This window comes from Pedobacter kyonggii (assembly GCF_004310665.1).
Lineage (GTDB): Bacteria > Bacteroidota > Bacteroidia > Sphingobacteriales > Sphingobacteriaceae > Pedobacter > Pedobacter kyonggii.
The window spans coordinates 40,476-59,152 of the sequence record NZ_SIXF01000004.1; the positions used below are offsets into that span (position 1 = coordinate 40,476).

Here is an 18,677-nt window from a genome sequence, read left to right on the forward strand (position 1 = left end):
ATCATAAACATTTAAAAAACTATAATCATGAACAAATTAACAGTAAAAGACGGTACAGAAATTTATTTCAAAGATTTAGGAACAGGACAACCAATTTTCTTTCACCACGGATGGCCACTATCATCAGACGATTGGGATGCACAAATGATGTTTTTCCTGGAACAAGGATTTAGGGTTATTGCCCACGATAGAAGAGGTCATGGTAGATCTACTCAAACTTACCAGGGCAACGATATGGATACTTACGCAGCTGATGTTGCAGAACTGGTTGAGTTTCTGGATTTAAAAGATGTTATCCATATCGGACATTCGACAGGTGGTGGCGAAGCGATAAGATATGCTGCAAAATATGGTAAAGAACGTGTATCAAGGGTGGTGTTAATCAGTGCCATCACACCTTATATGATTCAGGATGAAAACAACCCTGAAGGTGTTCCTTTGGCTGTTTTCGATGATATTCGTCATAATACAAGATTTAATAGACAGCAGTTTTATCATGACATCACCTTCCCATTTTATGGTTACAACCGTGAAGGTGCCGATATTAAAAAAGGAATTCAGGACAATTGGTGGAGACAGGGAATGATGGGTGGCATTAAAGCGCATTATGATTGTATCAAAGTATTTTCAGAAACTGATTTTACCGAAGATTTGAAAAGTGTAGAATTTCCGGTGCTTGTTTTGCATGGCGATGACGACCAGATAGTGCCTTATGAAACCACAGCAGTTAAAGCTGCGCAGTTGCTTAAAAACGGAAAACTGATTGTATATCCTGGATTTTCTCACGGCATGCCAACTACAGAAGCTGCAACCATTAACAAGGATATACTTGAGTTTATCAAAGCGTAATCAGATAAAAAGTGTATCAATCAAATCAGCTAAGAGGCGGTATCAATATTTTGATACTGCCTCTTTTTTTGTTTTCAGCGTTTAGTGTTATGTCAAAAATTCAATTGCTTATCAACTGAAATAGGTATGATGCTTGAATTTAATTCTAATGTTGGGAAAAATGTACAAGATTGTTGTCTGTTTATCCATTCCCTGGGCCTGGCGTTCTCCCCATCTTTGTATTGTCAACAAACAACAAATATTTCAAACATTAATTTTTAAAAAAAATAACAATGAAAAATCTAATCTTAATCGCAAGTCTAATCATCACTTTATTAACAAGCCAATTCGCTTTTTCACAAAGCAAAAGAGTCCCAGCTTCAGCCGGAAGGGCGGAATATATCGAAGTTGAGCCAGGTGTAAAACTTCACGTAACCGATCTTGGCGAAGGTCAACCAATTGTATTGATCCACGGATGGCCACTTAGCGATGAAATGTACCAATATCAATATCAGTATCTGGTAAGGAAAGGTTTCAGGGTAATCGGCATTACACTACGTGGTTTCGGTAAATCTGATAAACCTTATGGAAAGTACAATTTCGATGTTTTTTCTGATGACATTTATGCCGTTCTCCATACCTTAAAAATAGAGAATGCTGTACTGGGTGGCTTTTCTATGGGTGGTGCCGTTACCATTCATTATGTAAACAAGTATAAATCTGCACATGTGAGCAAACTTGCACTATTTGCTGCAGCTGCCCCATCATGGAAACAACGTGCAGATTACAATTACGGAATATCTGAGGAAGGTGCTGCAGCACTGATCAAACAAACCATGACCAACAGAGAAGATCTGATAGGTGGATTAGGTGCGGCATTTGCGGCCAAAGGTACCACACTTCAAAAAAATACAGAGAAATGGCTTGAAAATATCAACTTATCTGCAAGTCCGTATGTAGTTACCGAATCTATCAGTGCCCTTGGCGATCTTGATTTGCGTCCGGTGCTTAAGAACATAACCATCCCCGTAGCTATATTTCAAGGTGCAAAAGATCAACTGATTGATTTTGCCTTGGCTGAGCAATTGCATAAAGGCTTAAAAAACTCATACATTGTGAAATTCGAGAACAGCGGACACGCACTTTTTGTAGAAGAGATGGATAAATTCAACTCAGAGCTTGAGCAGTTTGCCCAAAAATAATTATAAGATAAAGATTACTTGCGGGTTTAAATGCCCGCAAGTAATTTTTGCTTTAACCAAATATTGAAATCGTCACCAATAATGGTAATTTTATTTTTTAATCCATTTTATTAACTCTTTCATGAAACAAAGCATTTTTGATGTAAACCTTAAAACCATCGGCATGGTAAATGTTGATTTAGAAAGTGTTGAGGCCATCAATTCCGAAGCATACAAATCCTATATCAAGGTGCTTTATCTTAATGAAGGATTTGAAATAAAAGTAGACTTCAACGTTTATCACACTACCAGTCCAACGTTGTTCTTTATCAGTCCAAATCAGGTACTCAGCATCGAAAAACTTGGTGAGCAATCAGGTCGCCTGGTGTTCTATAACCGCGATTTCTATTGTATACAATTGCATGATGAAGAAGTTGCCTGCGATGGACTCCTGTTCAATAACATCAATAATATGCCAATGACGGTGATACCCCAGCAGGATGCAACATTTATTGAATACCTGTTTTCCAGGATTGAGGATGAATTTGAACTGAAGGATGGATCGCTGGAAGAAATGATCAGGACTTACCTTAAACAGCTTTTGATCAAGTCTACCCGGTTATGGAAGGTGCAACACCTGGAAGGGGTGATGGCCACCAGACCGAACAATGACCTTGAGTTCTTTAGGAAGTTTACCCAATTGGTCGAAGCGAACTTTAAGGAAAAGCATAATGTTGCCGATTACGCTGATCTGCTGGTGATAGCCCCCAAAACCCTTACGCATAGGTTCAAGCGGCTTAAGCTTCCTCAGCCGAACGAAATCATCAAAAATAGGATTATCCTGGAGGCAAAAAGATTGCTTATACATACAGACAGAACGGCAAAGGAGATTGCCTATTCCCTGGGGTATGACGATCCTGCCTATTTCAGCAGATTGTTTTTTATCAAGACCGGAGAACCTCCATCTGGCTTCAGGTCTAAATACTTAAGTATACACGAATCAAAACAGATTTAATCTTCAATGATCTTTTTATGTCATCGAGTAAAAATAGAGCACTTTTGTTAGGCGTTGAGGCAGCGCTAAAAGAAAAATCAAATAATTTAACATGAAAACTAAGCTTATTGTATTGATGTTCGCCCTTATTTTAACATCGGTGAAAACCTTTGCCGGTTGGTATAATACTTACAATTATACGGGTTTAATCGACAGGTATCCGGTTACTTTATCTTTTCAGATAAAAGAAGGCTATTTTGGTGAACCTGCCAAAAAACACTATAATGTTATTGGGGTATATAAATACGATAAACTTAATCATCCTATCAGGCTTGAGGGCGTTTTTAACCAAAGTACCCAAGAGATTAAAATTTATGAAATTGGGACTAATGATAGGGTTTCGGCCACTTTTCATCTTCATTTTTCACCTCAGCAGCTCACGGGTAGCTGGAGCCGTGGTAAAAGTAAACTGAAGGTAAATCTCCGGCTTGTAAACAGACTCAGTGATCTCTCAGATGAGGCCTTCGATAATATCCAGATCCTTCAGTTTCCGTCTTTGCAGCATTACTATTTTATCGGTGTTTATGCTAAAAAGAGCAAATCTACCGAAGCACACATGCGCGAATTAAAGATCATCAATAAGGAAACTAATAAAATCTTTCAGACATTTAATTTTGAACATATCGAAACGCCCACAGGCAATGTTATGACCATCATTTACGATAACATTACCACAGGGAAAGACAATAATTTTTTGATCTCCAATCAGATCGGCAGGGTTGGTGGATACCTTAACGTGAATTTTAATATAAAGAACAAACAGTTTGTTCTAAATCCGGAACCGGTTGCAGAAGGGTTGTAAAGGCTGAAAAATGTAATGCTTTTAATTCGCGCTTATTAGCATATTTCTGATATTTTAGTTGGCTGATATTAAATGACAAAGAATATTACTGCTAGCGTGGTTACTTAATGGTATTAGCCAATTGATTTAAAATGATTAAAGTAATTATTATAGATGACCATCCTATTGTATCTGACGGATTGAAAAATCTGCTTACTAACCATGATGATATGGAAGTAATAGCCTGTTACGGTAATGGGCATAGGGGTTTGGAGGGGATAAACAATTTAAAGCCAAATGTGGTATTGCTTGATATTAGCCTGCCAGATATAAGCGGCGTAGAAATATGCAAACAGGTAAGAAAAACCGATAATCAAGTTGGTATTATTGCGCTGAGCATGCATAATGAACGGCCTGTAATTAAAAGTGTTTTACAAAGCGGTGCAAATGGTTATGTTCTTAAAAATTCTGTAGGTCAAGAGATCATATTGGCCATTCAGACCATTATAAGTGGCCAAAAATACCTGTGCACTAAATCGAAAGAGATTATGTACAGCCCACAAAAAGGCAATTTGGTAGAAATACCACACATTACCCGTAGAGAAAAAGAAGTACTGGAGCTGGTAGGCAAAGGGCTAACCACAGGGCAAATAGCCACACACTTGTTTATCAGTCCTCATACGGTAGAGAGCCACCGTAAAAATCTGATCGAAAAATTTGAAGCAGCCAGTATGTCGGCAGTGGTAAACCGAGCTATAAAGTATGGGCTGATATAATGAAAAATCTTCTTATTGATAATCCATAAGATAGGATAGTAACGAGTAAATTGCTTATGTTAAAGATCTAAGGAAATAGTCGTTAAGCAGTAACATTTAATTCTATATTAATAGAAGTGCCTGGTTTATTTTCGGCCGATAAAATTTCCATTTCACCATCTAAATAGGCTACCCTGTTTTTTATATTCTGAATGCCCATGCCTTTAGTTAAATAGGCGGGATCAAAACCCTTGCCATCATCTTCTATGGTAATATAAAATATATTATCGTTTTGCGAGCACTGCAACAAAATGTTTTTTGCCTCTGCGTGCTTAACGGCATTGTGCATTGCCTCTTGTATAATGCGATATATGCTAATTTGCTGTTGTGGCAAAAATGCATGTTTAGCGCCCAGGTATTTAAAATCAATGTTCAGTTTTTCAGATGTTAGCGATGCGCACAAACCCCTTAATGATTCCTCCAGCCCAAATTTGAGCAACATTTCTGGCATCGTATCGTGCGCTATCCGGCGCAGTTCATTTATCGAACCTTCCATTTGATCCATGATTTGGTACAGTTCAGCATCATCGTTGTTTTTATTTTTTGAGGCGTAATGAGAAAGATTGATCTTGATTCCCGCAAGTGTTCCGCCTAATCCATCGTGCAAATCGCAGGCAATCCTGTTCTGTTCCTCTTCTTTGGCATTTAACATGGCCTGAACAATTTTTATTTTTTGCTTGCGGTCAAAATCTTCTATTTGTTGCCGGTGGTTTAAATCTTTTTGTATCGTTAATTTTTTACTGCTCCTATAAAAAAGCCATCCCAAAATGGCAACGATCAATAAAAACAAACAAGCTATACCAAATAACCAGCTTAATAGCTTGCTGTTTTTTGCCGATAGGTTTGCTTTTTCATTTTCGGCATTAAGGGCAATTATTTTTTTCTCTTTTTCTGCTGTTTTAAATTTTACTTCAAGTGCACTTATTTTTTGTTCAACCTCCTGGGCATTTATACTATCCTTTAATTTGCTATATTTTTTAAGCCAGGTATAGGCCATTTTACTGTTGCCTAATTTGCTGTAGGTTTCTGACAGTTCAAGGTAATAAATCAAATCATCCGAAGAGTGCTTATGTATAACAAGACCTTCTACATTTTTTCTTAAAACTGCTAAAGCTTTTTGATATGCTTTTTGCTTTGTGAACAGCCGATACATCTCTAAAGATAAATTTCGCTCCATATTGTATTCTTTTGATTGTACAGCGAGCGCTTCCCCCTTTTTTAAAGCCTGCAATGCTTTGCCATATGCTTTGACTGCTGTATAATATGTTCCTTCTACTACATAGAATTTCATATAATTTATGGGGCTTGTAGTTTTAACAAGAAAAGCTTTAGCCTTGCCTAATTCTTTTTTTGCAGGTAATGTGCTGTTTTGAAATAAATAATTTCGACTAAGACTGATGTGGTTTTGGTACAATTCATTAATATATACGGTGGGTTGTTTTTCTAATAACGAAATAGACAACTGGAGATATTCCGCTGCTTTGTCGTATTGTTGGCAATCCATAAATATCATCGCTATATTATGATAATTCACCGCCAGATGCTGAACATTGCCTGTTTTTTTTACCAGGGGAATCACTTTGTTTATGAAAATATCGATAGACGTAATGGAGTTGTCTTTTATACTGAATTCTAAAATGGCATATTTAGACCAACATTTGCTTCTGAAAAGAAATGCCTCTTTACTGCTAAATTTCGATAGCTGTTTGTCGGCCTCCAAATAGTTTGTTTCACTTTTTGAACCATTTGTCGAAAAATAATATCCGCCCAGATAATAATAGTAAAGCGCTTTAACATAAGGATATTTATCTCCATATTTTAAACCTTTTGCAAGGAAGTTTTTAGATTTTAAGGTATCGCTGTTTGACCAATAATCTGATAAAAGGAATAATGAACGAGCTTTTACACTATCAGATTTGGTAGTTGCCAAAAGTTTCAACAAACTATCAGGGTAGCGTACATCGGTTATGGGCAATTGCGCAAATGATAGGTAAACGCAAACCATAAATAAACAGGATAGAGCGGTTTTTTTCATTAAAAGCACGTAGATGATGAGTGTCAAACATAGCTAAAACTATACAATTCAGCTATAATACCTGATAAACTTTTCTACTGTTCATTTCGAAACAAACATGGCAATAAAATTAAATATCCCCGAAATCAGGGATATACACAGATATGTTCTAGTCTAACTTTGGATATCATATTATAAGGTGATTAGAAATTTAAAAAAGCCGGCAGAACCGTTAATTTATAATTGTAATAATGAGCCAATAAAACTTTGAAAAAATGATGAACAAAAGAATACCAAAAATACTGTTGGTTAAAATGTTGCTTTTAAGTTGTAGTATGATGGGCTATGCACAGAAAACCCCAGAATGGGTTCTTCCTGCTACTCCTTTTAATGAAGCAGAAACGGCCAAATTGATGGAAAAAGGAACGGCTACCATACAGGGAACTGCCACATTGAAGAAAAAAGGAAAAGATAATTTTGGTGTTAAGGGAAGCCAGATTTTGCTATTCCCAGTAACACCTTATTTTACTGAATTTTTGGAGTTGAAGAAAAAATTTAATAGCCGTAAAAAACAGGCCTCTATGAGTCCTGTTGCATTTACTTACCGGGTAGAAGGCAGATTTTTGGATGATAAAGGAACGTTTCAGTTTACCAACCTAAAACCAGGAAAGTATTATGCAATTAGCTGGATAGCCTTTGCCAGGCAAAAAACAGTTGCTGTTCAAACCGGCACAAGCACTTCTTATAATGTATATGGATATGCTTTAGGCTCGTCGCCAATTTATGAAGATCAGCATTACGATGTTTTTATTGAAAATGAAGTACATGGGTTTGTTGAAGTTAAAGAAGCAGGCGCAGTAGTAAATGTAGTGGTGAGCAATTAAAGGAGAAAAATAATGAAGAAAAGATATTTCTATTGGTGCCTCATCATTATTGGGGTGATAGTACCTTTTGGCGCTTTTGCCCAAACGATAAAAATTCCAGATCCAAATTTTAAGAAGAAGTTGATCGTTCTGGGGATAGATCTTAATGGAGACGGCGAAATTCAGCTTGCTGAAGCACAAAAAGCAACTAAGCTCAGTTTAGACCAGGCAGGTATCAGTTCGTTGGTGGGGATTAAAAGTTTTACGGACCTAAAAGAGCTAAGCTTTTGGAATAACCAGGTACAGGTACTGGATCTGGAAGGAATGAAAAACCTGGAAAATATTTTTGGCTACAACAACCAGATTCAGCGCGTTAACCTTAAGGGATTGATAAACCTCAAAAATTTATACATCCATCAGAATCAAATCAGTGTAATAGATTTTACAGGACTACAAAAGCTCGAAGATATAAATATGCTACAGAATGCAGTTAGTAAAGTGAGCATTTCAAATCTTCCAAAACTTGTGCGTATTGAGTTTCAAAAAAACAGGCTAACCGAGTTTAAAGTAACAGGATGCCCTGCGGTAAAACTGATCAGGTTAGCTGAAAATCAATTAACAAAATTAGATTTTAGCAAGTTTAAAGATCTTGAAGAATTGTCTCTTAGAGATAATCCTTTGGTTGAACTCGATATATATGGCTTAAGAAAACTTAAAGAGTTAGATTGTTCATACACCCTCTTAACCAATGTTAATATGAGCGGAACCGTAAGTTTAGGCAGAATGGAATGGTAAAGTTTCTCGAAATTTTCTGCTAACATGTGAAGAACAATCTCAATAAAAATCATAAAGATCAATTTCATATTTGCCAGCTTTTTTGATCATCGCTTAATTGAAGGTACTTGCGAATGCGCCTTTTATCTAAGTAATAAACTTAAAAAAGGGCCTTGCGAATATATTTTGGCAAAGAGAATGATGTTGCAGAACAATGCAGTTAAGTTGCAGCCATGCTCAATGATGTTAAGTTAAGCGTTTTTAACCACAGATGCACACAGATAAACACGGATTTTCATATCTGTGTGCATCCTTCCTATCTGTGGTTAAATTATTATTGCTTGTGCAGGATGCCTAACTTAATAACATAAGCCTAACATTTTTTCTCCTTCGATACCATAAGCATTGCAAATGGTTTTGGCATTCTCCACTTAAGTTCAGAGATCAGCGTTGCCAAAAATATCATTCCACCTCCAATCAATAACCTTGATGTAATTTCTTCTCCCAAAATAAAGTGTGCTGCAAAGGCGCCGAAAATGGGTTCGAAAAGATAGATAATGGACACCCTTTCGGCGCTAATGTACTTTTGAGAAATATTCGATATGGTGTACATATATGCCGTTGAAAATAGTGCGCAAAAAATAATACCAATCCAAAATGTTTCTTGCTGAGGAATCCAGGTGGTGTTTCCTTGAATAAACGTTAATAGAAAGGTTAATAAGGCGCAAGTGGCAAACATAGGCACAATGGTAGGGATAATGTCGCCTGCCATCGATTCCTTTTCAATCTGGATGAGATATATGGCAAAACAAAAAGCACCGATAATGGTATATAAATCTCCGGTTCCAATACTGAATTTATCAGTAACCGATATTACAAAGAGACCAATTAGCGCTGTAAATGCCGCAATCCATATTTTTAATGCTGCAGGTTTTCGATAAATAGCAAGTTTAATCACCGGGATCATTACAACGGTTATTCCCGCTACAAATGAACATTGCGATGCTGATGTATGTGTAATACCCAGTGTTTGCAAATAAATGCCAAGTACCAGCGGAATAGCTAAACTAGCGCCTGTTTTAATAGCGGTTGAATCGAGTTTCTTTACGTGTTTCCAAAAAATAACCGATAAAACCATTGTGGCGAGTAAAAAACGGTAGAACAAAAACAGAACAGGCTGGTGCTGTCCGATAGCAAGCTTGGTAACAGAAAATGAAATTCCCCAGAACGCGGTACCCAGTATCAATAAAATCAAAAAGAGGTTTCTTTTTTCCATCAGGATACTTTTAATTCATTATCGTTAAGCAATACTTTTTTCATCATCAGATCTGTTTGTTCATCATCTCCAAGCCAAAACTTATGTTTGCCAAAAGGGGTAAAGCCATTTTTTTCGTAAAATCTTAATGCCCTGTAATTTTCTTCCCATACGCCTAGCCATACATAACTGGCTTGCATTTCAAGCGCAATATCAATGGCTTTTTGATACAGTAGCTGACCAACTTTTTGACCGTAAAATGCCTTCAAAAGGTAAATCCGCTCAATTTCAAGCGCATCAAGGTTTAGTTTTTCGGTTTGCGCTTGCCCGGTGTTGATCTTTAAATAGCCAATAACTTTTCCTTCATGCATCGCAAAATAAAACTGAGAATCCTGATTACTTAGTTCCGCTTTCAGTTTTTCATCCGAAAATCCTTTTTCGAGGTAATCTTTCATATTTTCCTCAGTGTTTACATCTGCGAAAGCTTCAGAAAATGTTGTTCTCCCAATCTCCTGTAATTTTTTGATATCAGCTGGTGTTGCCCTTTCGATTATGATCTGCTCCATGGCACGAATGTAATAACTCTTTAAATGTAATAAAATGCTATTTTTTCATTTATTAATGCGTATTTTGCATTAATGGATCTTCAGCGAATCAAGTATTTTTTGGCCCTGGCAGAACAACTTCATTATTGGAAAACGGCTGAAAAGGTAAATATCACGCAGTCAGCCTTAACCCGCCAAATTCAGTCGCTCGAAAATGAATTGGGCCTGCAGCTTTTCGAACGTAATAAACGTAATGTGAAGCTCACCCCAGCGGGTAAATTTTTAAAAGAAAAATGGGAAGTGGAGTTAAGTGAGCTCGAATATATCCATCAGTTTGCAAAACAGATCCATTTAGGTGAGCGGGGAACCATTACCATTGCACATCCCGATTCCATATCGGCTTCTATCATGCCCGATATTTTGGCCAAGATAACGCAAGCATTTCCGCAGCTTCAAATTAAGTTGGTACAGGTTTTATATGAAAATCAACTGGATTTTCTAAAGAACTATAAGATTGATCTGGCCATTACGAGGGATATTACCAGTGAGCAGGGGATTAAATCAAAAAAGATATACTCCGATCACCTGGCGCTGGTGGTTCCGTTAGCACATTCTTTTAAACGATTTGAGGATTTATCTACGGAGAGCCTTAAAGCCCAAAAGTTTATCCTGCCCACTAAGGATGAGGGTAGTAGCTATAGCGAGATTATTCAGGCACTTTTCAAATCTTACGATTTTGTTCCGGATGTATTTCTACATTCCGAATTTGGATCTACGATTATTGCACTTGTACGGAAAGGCCTAGGGATAGCCATTTTACCTGATTCTTATATGCACCACCAAAGTCCCGATCTACGGTTTATTCCCTTGCCCTTTAAAACCGATATATTAATCAATTGGCGTGCCGATGACCACAATCCTGTGCTTGCGAATATTTTAAAACTTGTTTTTGGAGATTAAATAGGTTATGTCTGTTTAATCAGAAACTTTAAATCACAAATAATTGTTAATCAGTATTTAATGCTTGCATGTTTTCATCCAGCTAGGCCATAGCAGGGTATCCTCGTTCGACTCAAATCCGGCCTAACAAATTTTTCGGGTTCCACTGACCCACCCAGCCCACTGGCTTCGAAAGAAAAATTTTCAGCCGGTGTTTTTTGTTTCTTTTTGACACCAAAAAGAAAGAGCCAATCGGCGGCGGCGAGCCGAGGCAAGACTGCGCCTAGGGCAAAAGAAACCAATTATATGCCATTCATATTGGTTTTTATAAAGTAAATTATCCCTCAGGATGATAATATTTTTTTGTTTTCTCCTTAATTCAATAACATAGGATTCCACCTGCAAGGAATGACGACCACACTAATGGGTTGCCATTGGTAGCTTGTCGAAGGGTCAGCTTTAAATTCGTTTTGACAGCCCTACGGGACAATCTGTATAAGTTCTCATTTTAAACAGTTTCTTAAACTGTACTTGTATTTTAACATCTCCTGCATTCATTTTTAATCAAAAAAAACTTTTATAGCAGTATATAATTTACAATTTTTAAGCAAAAAAAGCATTCAGTTTAAATAACTTTGTTTTTCAATGAAAAAAATCGGAAATCGATTTGTCTTGTTTTAAACCAAATAATTTAAAATGCTTTTAATTATTCTCAACATTATTTTTTGCATCTCGTTTATAGGCTTTGCCTATGTAAATTTAAATGATAATGATGCTTTTCTTTGGGTGTCTATCTATCTCAGTGCGGCAATATGTTGCGGATTGGCTGCTGCTGGTAAATTTTATCCTTTCGCTTATCTGTTTTTAACTGCTTTCTACTTAATTTATGCTGCTATCCTGTTCTTCGCAAAAGATGGTGTACGAGATTGGATTACCAAATACAGACGCGAGAGCCTCGTGCAGAGTATGCAGGCTACTAAACCTTATATCGAACAAACGAGGGAATTTTTTGGTCTATTGATTATTGCAGGTGCGTTGTTAATCAATTATTTTGCTTCGGCGGGTATCACCAGCTAATAGATTTAATACTTTATGAAAGGTGATGATAGGATGGCTATCCAAAAAGCTTTATCAGCTATTGTAAAAAGCAATGTAGATGCAGATGGCCAAAACTGGTTGGAAAGTATAACACAATCAGCTGGTCAAATCAATAAAATCAGCCAGGCATTTGTGATGGTGCCGCGCAAAACCGGAAAATCGCTTATTCAAGTTAACGATAACCAAAAGGTTTTAATAGAAGAGGCTGGGATCAGTTATATTAGTAACTGGACTATCGATAGGCTTTGTCGCGTTTGGTTGCTGAGCACTTTAAATTCAATAGACCAGGAGAAACTTTACACAACCGTCGATCGGTTATTCCTGTCGGCAGAAATGAATGAGGCGGTGGCTTTGTATTCGGCCTTGCCGTTTTTAGCTCATCCCGAAATTTGGATAAAACGTTGTGCTGAAGGAATTAGGAGCAATATCGGGTCCGTTTTGGAAGCGATTATGGAAAACAATCCTTATCCTTCGGAAAATCTGGATGAAGCCGCCTGGAATCAATTGGTGCTGAAAGCTTTTTTTACCGAAAAAAATATCAAGCTCATTATTGGTTTAGATAAACGTGCCAATCTGGATCTTGCATTAACTTTGATTGATTATGCAAAAGAACGCTGGGCGGCCAAACGAACGGTAAACCCACAGCTTTGGCGCCTGGTTGGTAAATTTATCAATGCCGAGATTTTTGAGGCCCTGAAAATAGGTTTACAGCATTACGACCAAATTGAACAACGCGCTATTGCACTTGCTGTTGCACAGTCCGATTATCAGCCGGCAAAAGATTATATTAACACTTTTCCTGAACTTAAGTTGGCCCGATCAGAAGGGGACTTAAATTGGGATTCATTTTAACCATTAAAAATTCAAAATAGAAATATATGTGTTGCAGTAGTTCAATCGAAAGAGATAAAGCATTAATGGGTGAGCCTGAAGCGTTCGATATCAGTGCGGTAAAGGGAATGAAATTCTTCGACCCACATGTTCACATGACTTCGAGAACAACAGACGATTACCAGGCGATGGCCGATGCAGGAGTTGTTGCTTTGATAGAACCCGCATTTTGGCTGGGGCAGCCACGTACCGGATTGGATAGTTTTAGAGATTATTACAGTAGCCTGATCGGCTGGGAGCGCTTCCGCTCTTCCCAATTTGGCATTAAACATTATTGTACCATTGGTCTTAACTCAAGAGAAGCCAACAATGAAAGCCTGGCAGAGCAGGTAATGGAAATATTACCCTTGTTTATCTATAAAGAAGGCGTAGTTGGCATAGGCGAAATCGGCTTTGACGATCAGACTGCAGCCGAAGAAAAATATTACAGATTACAACTTCAGCTTGCTAAAGAAGCAGGTTTGCCAGTACAGGTACATACACCACACCGCGATAAGAAAAAAGGCACACAACGCAGTATGGATATTGCTTTGGAGCATGGCCTTGATCCTTATCGCGTAATTATCGACCATAATAATGAAGAGACGGTAAAAGAGGTTTTAGATAGAGGCTTTTGGGCTGCTTTTACCATTTATCCGTTTACTAAAATGGGTAACGAGCGCATGGTAGAAGTTGTAAAACAATATGGCGCAGAGCGTATTATGGTAAATTCTGCTGCCGATTGGGGCATCAGCGATCCTTTAGCCGTACCAAAAACCGCTGCTTTAATGAAAATGCGTGGTTTAAGCAATGAGGATATTGAGCTGGTTACTTACCGCAATGCGATTACCGCATTTGCGCAGAGCGGACAGCTGGATGAAGCCGATTTTAATGCGCAAAAAAATGTAGACCTTACCGAGAAATTCGAAGGTAATACCATTTTGCGTGGCGGACAACAGCCAAGAACAGATAAATCGTCTATCATCATTAGCTAAAGTATTGAAAAAAATAATTGTCTATCTGCGCATGATGCGCCCTGCCAATATTGTTACATCAGTAGCCGATATTTTAGCAGGAATTGCCATTTCTGGTGTCTTAAGTAGTGGGTTGTCTATTCCATGGCTATCTATTGTGTTTTTGGCTGCATCAACAGCTTGTTTGTATGGAGGAGGAATCGTTTTTAACGATGTTTTTGATGCCGACCTGGATAAAATAGAACGCCCGGAGCGGGCCATTCCGAGTGGTTTGATCAGTTTGCAGAACGCTACCGTTTTAGGTAGTCTGTTACTCTTGGGCGGTATTGCATTAGCTGTATTAAATAGTTTAACATCGGGATTATTGGCCCTTTTGGTGGCCGTTTTTGCTTTGTTTTATAACAAATTTAGTAAACACCATTCTTTTTTTGGCCCTTTGAATATGGGTTTATGTCGCGGGTTTAACTTGCTGCTGGGTTTGAGTATTGTGCCAGCAATGCTTTGCAATCATTATTATTTGGCCGTTATTCCGGTAATTTATATTTTTTCGATCACCATGACCAGCCGTGGCGAAGTACACGGAGGCCATGCTAAAAACTTATATCTGGCCGCCTTGCTGTATGCAATCGTGATCTGCGCTATTGCTTATTTTGCTTTTGTTAACGATAGGTTGCTGTGGTCGCTGCTGTTTCTGCTTCCTTTTACCTTTATGATTTTCAGCCCACTTTTAAAAGCAATAAAGGAGCCCATTGGTAAAAATATCGGCGCGGCAGTAAAAGCTGGCGTAATTTCACTTATTTTGATGGATGCAGCATGGGCGGTAACTTTCGATGCGCTTATTTTGGCTTTTATCATTGCAGCTTTATTGCCATTATCCATGTGGCTTTCTAAATTATTCGCCGTTACTTAACCATCAAACACACATTCTCAAATTGATATGGAACATTTACATCAATCCTTTACCGTACAATATAATTATAATGTTTTCTTTACTTCATCGCTTTTTTTGCCTGAAAACGAACTGTTGAACAGTTTTTTAGTTAACCTAAATCCGGCTGTTGCAGTTAAGAAGATCTTGTTTGTAATAGATGAAGGTGTAGCAAATGCACACAAAGACCTTAATACCCAGATTAAAACCTATTTTTCAAAATATCCTCAAACACAGCTGATTCAGGATATCCTGATCATCCCCGGGGGAGAACAGGTGAAAAACGATACTAAATATTTTGATCAGGTATTGGAAGCCATCAATGTTCATGGGATCGACAGGCATTCGTTTGTTGCTGCCATTGGTGGTGGTGCTGTGCTCGATATGGTGGGCTATGCAGCTACTGTGGCACACCGAGGTATTAAACACATCAGGATTCCAAGTACTGTGCTTTCGCAGAATGATTCGGGTGTTGGCGTTAAAAACGGCATTAATTATTTCAATAAAAAGAACTTTTTAGGCACCTTTTCGCCACCGGTTGCAGTTTTTAATGATGAGGTATTTTTAAGCACCTTATCTGATCGAGATTGGCGTTCGGGTATTGCTGAAGCAATTAAAGTGGCATTGATTAAAGACCGCGGGTTTTTTGAGTGGCTGGAAGCAAACGCTGTGGCGCTTGCACAGCGGGATATCACAGCCATGAACTACCAGATCTGGAAATGCGCAAAACTCCACATGGAGCATATCCGCAGTGCCGATCCTTTTGAAAACGGTTCGGCACGACCGTTGGATTTTGGCCATTGGAGTGCCCATAAACTAGAATACCTGACCAATTTTGAAGTGAGGCATGGTGAAGCCGTTGCCATGGGTATAGCCTTAGATGCCGTATATTCCAATTTATCCGGCAGGATCAGTACTGAGGATGCACAAAGGGTAATCACCCTGATCCAGCAACTTGGTTTCGAATTAACGCATCCTTTGTTACAGGTTACCGAAGGTAATAGCCCAATTTTACAGGGACTGGAAGAATTTAGGGAGCATCTTGGTGGAGAGCTTACCATCACCTTACTTACAGGCCTGGGTAGTGGAGAGGAAGTTCACGAAATTGATGCCGACATTTTAAAACGAGCTGTCGAGATTTTAAATAACCAAACAGCTATTATTCAACATTAAGCTATGAAATTAACTTCCGGACATTTAACCTTCTGTACCAATATTTATGCAGGCGAAAACTGGAAGGCACATTTTGCCGTGCTGAAAGATAGTTTTCCGGTATTAAAAAAACAATTATCACCAGAAGCACCGATGGGTATAGGTTTGCGCCTTTCCAATCTCGCCAGTATCGAATTGCTGGAAGAAAATCATCTGGAAACATTTAAGCAATGGCTTGTACAGGAAGGTGGATATGTTTTTACCATGAACGGATTTCCATATGGCGGTTTTCATCATGTCAGGGTTAAAGATCAGGTACATGCGCCCGATTGGACGACGAGAGATCGTGTTGAATATACACTCCGTTTAGCCGAAATTCTTTCGCAGTTACTCCCGGAAGGTATGGATGGGGGCATTTCGACTTCGCCATTAAGCTACAAACCTTGGTTTAAGGATGCTTTAGAAAGAGAAAAAGCCACAGTTACGGCAAGTACACATATTTTAGAAGTCGCCGAAGGCTTAGATAAAATCTATAAAAAAACAGATAAAATCATCCATCTCGATATCGAACCAGAACCTGATGGCTTTCTAGAATCCGGTCCCGAATTTATAAACTGGTTTGAAAACGAACTTTTACCAATTGGAAATACCTATTTTTTGGATCGATTGAATTTAAATGCAGTTGATGCAGGAAATCTGATCAAAATGCATATCCGTTTGTGTTATGATGTTTGTCATTTCGCAATTGGTTACGAACCTCATACCGCCATCATCAATGAACTGCAGGAGAAAGGTATTCAGATTGGAAAAATCCAGATCAGTGCCGCATTGAAAGCGAAATTACCTGCATCTGTTTCAGAAAGAACAGCCGTATTGGCTCAATTAGGCCGTTTTGATGAACCTACTTATCTCCATCAGGTAATTGCACGAAAAAATGATGGTTCGCTGTTGCGTTATCCTGACCTTGCGGATGCACTGGCAGAAGGTGAAAATCCTGAAGTAGAGGAGTGGCGGGCACATTTTCATGTACCTATTTTTGTTGAAGATATGGGTTTGATCCAATCTACACAATCGGATATTACCGAAGTATTAAACCTGCAAAAAAATAACCCTTTTACCGCTCATTTGGAAGTAGAAACCTATACCTGGGAAGTTTTACCAACAGCTTTAAAAGCGCCTTTAAACGATTCAATTATCAGGGAACTGGCTTGGGTTAAAAATTTATTATAAATAAGAACATGCATAAAACAGTTGTTATCGATATCGTAGCCCTATCTGCTTCCGTAATTGGAGCGCATACACCTTTTCTTCAGAAATATATTGCTGAAAACCAATTAACTACCATAGAACCCTTATTGCCTGCAGTTACAACGGCGGTGCAGTCGAGTTATCTTACAGGTAAATATCCATCAGAAAATGGTATTGTAGGGAATGGATGGTACGATCATGCTGATGCGGAAATTAAATTCTGGAAACAGTCTAACAAACTGGTAAATGCGGAAAAAATATGGGATCAGGCTAAAAAGGAAGATCCGAATTTTACCTGTGCCAATATGTTCTGGTGGTACAACATGTATTCAACAGCCGACTTTTCGGTAACACCACGGCCAAATTACCTTGCCGATGGCCGTAAACTGCCCGACTGTTATTCGCAACCTGCCGAATTGCGGGACCATTTACAGGCTAAACTGGGGCAATTTCCTTTGTTTCAGTTTTGGGGCCCTGGCGCAAATATTAAATCAACAAAATGGATTGCAGATGCCTCAATGGAAACTGAAAAGCTGCACAATCCTACGCTTACTTTAATTTATTTACCACATTTAGATTACTGCCTGCAAAAGTTTGGCCCTGAGCTGGATAAAATCAGTACAGAACTGAAGGAAATCGATCAGGTGGTAGAAGAATTGGTGCGTTTTTACGAAAGCAGGGGTGCTCGCATCATTTTACTTTCCGAATATGGCATTTCGCCTGTAGATAAACCGATCTACCTTAACCGTTTGTTCAGGGAAAACGGTCTGATCCAGATCCGTGAAGAAAGAGGGCTGGAATTGCTTGATCCAGGTGCTTCAAAAGCTTTTGTCGTAGCCGACCACCAGGTAGCGCATGTTTATATCAACGATAAAAGTGTAACAGAGCAGGTAAAAGCCTTACTGAAAAATGTACCTGATATCGAATTGGTGCTTGATCAGGCAGAACAGGAGAAACACCACATTAATCACGAACGTTCTGGCGATCTGGTTCTTATGGCGAAGGAAAACAGTTGGTTTACCTATTATTTCTGGCTGGATGATGCCAAAGCACCCGATTATGCTAGGGTAGTTGATATCCATAAAAAACCGGGTTACGATCCCGTAGAAATGTTCATGACCTCTAAATTGAGGGCAGGCTATAAACTTTTAAGAAAGAAAGCCGGCTTCCGTTATGTGATGGATGTAATTCCACTCGATGCTACACTGGTGAAAGGGTCGCATGGCAGCATTAATGTAGCCGATAAATTTAAACCTGTTTTGGTTACTTCAAAAGCAATTGATAAAACCTTACATGCACCAGATGTTTATCAGGTGATATGGGATAGTTTAATAGCTTAAGTTTACTTCGCATTAAAC

At 38.5% G+C, this 18,677-nt stretch carries 18 protein-coding genes; 15 read left to right on the plus strand and 3 right to left on the minus strand.

The window, feature by feature from the left end; all coding sequences use genetic code 11:
• Positions 1-27: 27 nt before the first annotated feature.
• The 5 genes from EYS08_RS05930 (at position 28) to EYS08_RS05950 (ending at position 4,620) form a co-directional block, all read left to right on the plus strand.
• The gene (locus tag EYS08_RS05930; RefSeq protein WP_131029100.1) at positions 28-849 is read left to right on the plus strand and encodes an alpha/beta fold hydrolase; all 822 of its coding nucleotides are present in this window, start codon (positions 28-30) and stop codon (positions 847-849) included.
• 272 nt (positions 850-1,121) lie between these two features.
• On the plus strand, positions 1,122-2,030 hold the full coding sequence (locus EYS08_RS05935; protein ID WP_131029102.1) for an alpha/beta fold hydrolase: 909 nt from the start codon (positions 1,122-1,124) through the stop codon (positions 2,028-2,030).
• 121 nt (positions 2,031-2,151) lie between these two features.
• A complete protein-coding gene (locus EYS08_RS05940) occupies positions 2,152-3,024 on the plus strand; it encodes a helix-turn-helix domain-containing protein (protein ID WP_131029103.1) in 873 nt (290 codons plus the stop codon).
• A gap of 91 nt (positions 3,025-3,115) precedes the next feature.
• Positions 3,116-3,865, plus strand: a complete 750-nt coding sequence (locus tag EYS08_RS05945; RefSeq protein ID WP_131029105.1) for a hypothetical protein — start codon at positions 3,116-3,118, stop codon at positions 3,863-3,865.
• Positions 3,866-3,996: 131 nt separating this feature from the next.
• Positions 3,997-4,620, plus strand: coding sequence for a response regulator transcription factor (locus EYS08_RS05950; protein WP_131029107.1), 624 nt, complete (start codon positions 3,997-3,999; stop codon positions 4,618-4,620).
• A gap of 82 nt (positions 4,621-4,702) precedes the next feature.
• On the opposite strand, the gene EYS08_RS05955 is transcribed toward EYS08_RS05950, so the two are convergent.
• Positions 4,703-6,694 carry a tetratricopeptide repeat-containing sensor histidine kinase gene (locus EYS08_RS05955; protein WP_131029108.1) on the minus strand — a complete coding sequence of 664 codons (1,992 nt, stop codon included), beginning with the start codon at positions 6,692-6,694 and terminating at the stop codon, positions 4,703-4,705.
• 254 nt (positions 6,695-6,948) lie between these two features.
• Between EYS08_RS05955 and EYS08_RS05960 the strand changes: the two genes are divergently transcribed.
• Entirely contained in the window at positions 6,949-7,557 is a 609-nt protein-coding gene (locus EYS08_RS05960; protein WP_131029110.1) for a hypothetical protein, read from the plus strand.
• 12 nt (positions 7,558-7,569) lie between these two features.
• On the plus strand, positions 7,570-8,331 hold the full coding sequence (locus EYS08_RS05965) for a leucine-rich repeat domain-containing protein (RefSeq protein WP_131029112.1): 762 nt from the start codon (positions 7,570-7,572) through the stop codon (positions 8,329-8,331).
• 352 nt (positions 8,332-8,683) lie between these two features.
• Here the strand turns inward: EYS08_RS05965 and EYS08_RS05970 are convergent, their stop codons facing one another.
• Together EYS08_RS05970 and EYS08_RS05975 are read right to left on the minus strand one after the other, a co-directional pair.
• Positions 8,684-9,586 (minus strand): DMT family transporter, encoded by a 903-nt coding sequence (locus EYS08_RS05970; RefSeq protein ID WP_131029114.1) that lies wholly within the window; start codon positions 9,584-9,586, stop codon positions 8,684-8,686.
• Positions 9,586-10,131, minus strand: a complete 546-nt coding sequence (locus EYS08_RS05975; RefSeq protein ID WP_131029115.1) for a GNAT family N-acetyltransferase — start codon at positions 10,129-10,131, stop codon at positions 9,586-9,588. The genes EYS08_RS05970 and EYS08_RS05975 overlap by 1 nt, the downstream gene beginning before the upstream one ends.
• A 72-nt stretch (positions 10,132-10,203) precedes the next feature.
• On the opposite strand from EYS08_RS05975, the gene EYS08_RS05980 reads away from it, so the two are divergent.
• From EYS08_RS05980 to EYS08_RS06015, 8 genes are all read left to right on the plus strand, one after another.
• A complete protein-coding gene (locus EYS08_RS05980) occupies positions 10,204-11,070 on the plus strand; it encodes a LysR family transcriptional regulator (RefSeq protein ID WP_131029117.1) in 867 nt (288 codons plus the stop codon).
• 675 nt (positions 11,071-11,745) lie between these two features.
• The gene (locus EYS08_RS05985) at positions 11,746-12,126 is read left to right on the plus strand and encodes a transmembrane 220 family protein (RefSeq protein ID WP_131029119.1); all 381 of its coding nucleotides are present in this window, start codon (positions 11,746-11,748) and stop codon (positions 12,124-12,126) included.
• Between the two features lie 15 nt (positions 12,127-12,141).
• Entirely contained in the window at positions 12,142-12,999 is an 858-nt protein-coding gene (locus EYS08_RS05990; RefSeq protein ID WP_131029120.1) for an EboA domain-containing protein, read from the plus strand.
• A gap of 26 nt (positions 13,000-13,025) precedes the next feature.
• Positions 13,026-14,012, plus strand: a complete 987-nt coding sequence (locus tag EYS08_RS05995; protein WP_131029122.1) for a TatD family hydrolase — start codon at positions 13,026-13,028, stop codon at positions 14,010-14,012.
• Between the two features lie 4 nt (positions 14,013-14,016).
• Entirely contained in the window at positions 14,017-14,901 is an 885-nt protein-coding gene (gene eboC / locus EYS08_RS06000) for a UbiA-like protein EboC (RefSeq protein WP_244215863.1), read from the plus strand.
• A 21-nt stretch (positions 14,902-14,922) separates the two neighbouring features.
• The gene (locus tag EYS08_RS06005) at positions 14,923-16,092 is read left to right on the plus strand and encodes a 3-dehydroquinate synthase (protein ID WP_262711717.1); all 1,170 of its coding nucleotides are present in this window, start codon (positions 14,923-14,925) and stop codon (positions 16,090-16,092) included.
• A 3-nt stretch (positions 16,093-16,095) separates the two neighbouring features.
• Positions 16,096-17,301, plus strand: a complete 1,206-nt coding sequence (gene eboE / locus EYS08_RS06010) for a metabolite traffic protein EboE (protein WP_131029125.1) — start codon at positions 16,096-16,098, stop codon at positions 17,299-17,301.
• 8 nt (positions 17,302-17,309) lie between these two features.
• Positions 17,310-18,659, plus strand: coding sequence for an alkaline phosphatase family protein (locus tag EYS08_RS06015; RefSeq protein ID WP_131029126.1), 1,350 nt, complete (start codon positions 17,310-17,312; stop codon positions 18,657-18,659).
• Positions 18,660-18,677 lie beyond the last annotated feature (18 nt).

Bases quoted from the DNA above. Each gene is read 5' to 3' on its own strand.
- EYS08_RS05930 (WP_131029100.1), top strand. From the start codon at position 28: ATGAACAAATTAACAGTAAAAGACGGTACAGAAATTTATTTCAAAGAT.
- EYS08_RS05935 (WP_131029102.1), top strand. From the start codon at position 1,122: ATGAAAAATCTAATCTTAATCGCAAGTCTAATCATCACTTTATTAACA.
- EYS08_RS05940 (WP_131029103.1), top strand. From the start codon at position 2,152: ATGAAACAAAGCATTTTTGATGTAAACCTTAAAACCATCGGCATGGTA.
- EYS08_RS05945 (WP_131029105.1), top strand. From the start codon at position 3,116: ATGAAAACTAAGCTTATTGTATTGATGTTCGCCCTTATTTTAACATCG.
- EYS08_RS05950 (WP_131029107.1), top strand. From the start codon at position 3,997: ATGATTAAAGTAATTATTATAGATGACCATCCTATTGTATCTGACGGA.
- EYS08_RS05955 (WP_131029108.1), bottom strand. From the start codon at position 6,694: ATGAAAAAAACCGCTCTATCCTGTTTATTTATGGTTTGCGTTTACCTA.
- EYS08_RS05960 (WP_131029110.1), top strand. From the start codon at position 6,949: ATGATGAACAAAAGAATACCAAAAATACTGTTGGTTAAAATGTTGCTT.
- EYS08_RS05965 (WP_131029112.1), top strand. From the start codon at position 7,570: ATGAAGAAAAGATATTTCTATTGGTGCCTCATCATTATTGGGGTGATA.
- EYS08_RS05970 (WP_131029114.1), bottom strand. From the start codon at position 9,586: ATGGAAAAAAGAAACCTCTTTTTGATTTTATTGATACTGGGTACCGCG.
- EYS08_RS05975 (WP_131029115.1), bottom strand. From the start codon at position 10,131: ATGGAGCAGATCATAATCGAAAGGGCAACACCAGCTGATATCAAAAAA.
- EYS08_RS05980 (WP_131029117.1), top strand. From the start codon at position 10,204: ATGGATCTTCAGCGAATCAAGTATTTTTTGGCCCTGGCAGAACAACTT.
- EYS08_RS05985 (WP_131029119.1), top strand. From the start codon at position 11,746: ATGCTTTTAATTATTCTCAACATTATTTTTTGCATCTCGTTTATAGGC.
- EYS08_RS05990 (WP_131029120.1), top strand. From the start codon at position 12,142: ATGAAAGGTGATGATAGGATGGCTATCCAAAAAGCTTTATCAGCTATT.
- EYS08_RS05995 (WP_131029122.1), top strand. From the start codon at position 13,026: ATGTGTTGCAGTAGTTCAATCGAAAGAGATAAAGCATTAATGGGTGAG.
- eboE (WP_131029125.1), top strand. From the start codon at position 16,096: ATGAAATTAACTTCCGGACATTTAACCTTCTGTACCAATATTTATGCA.
- EYS08_RS06015 (WP_131029126.1), top strand. From the start codon at position 17,310: ATGCATAAAACAGTTGTTATCGATATCGTAGCCCTATCTGCTTCCGTA.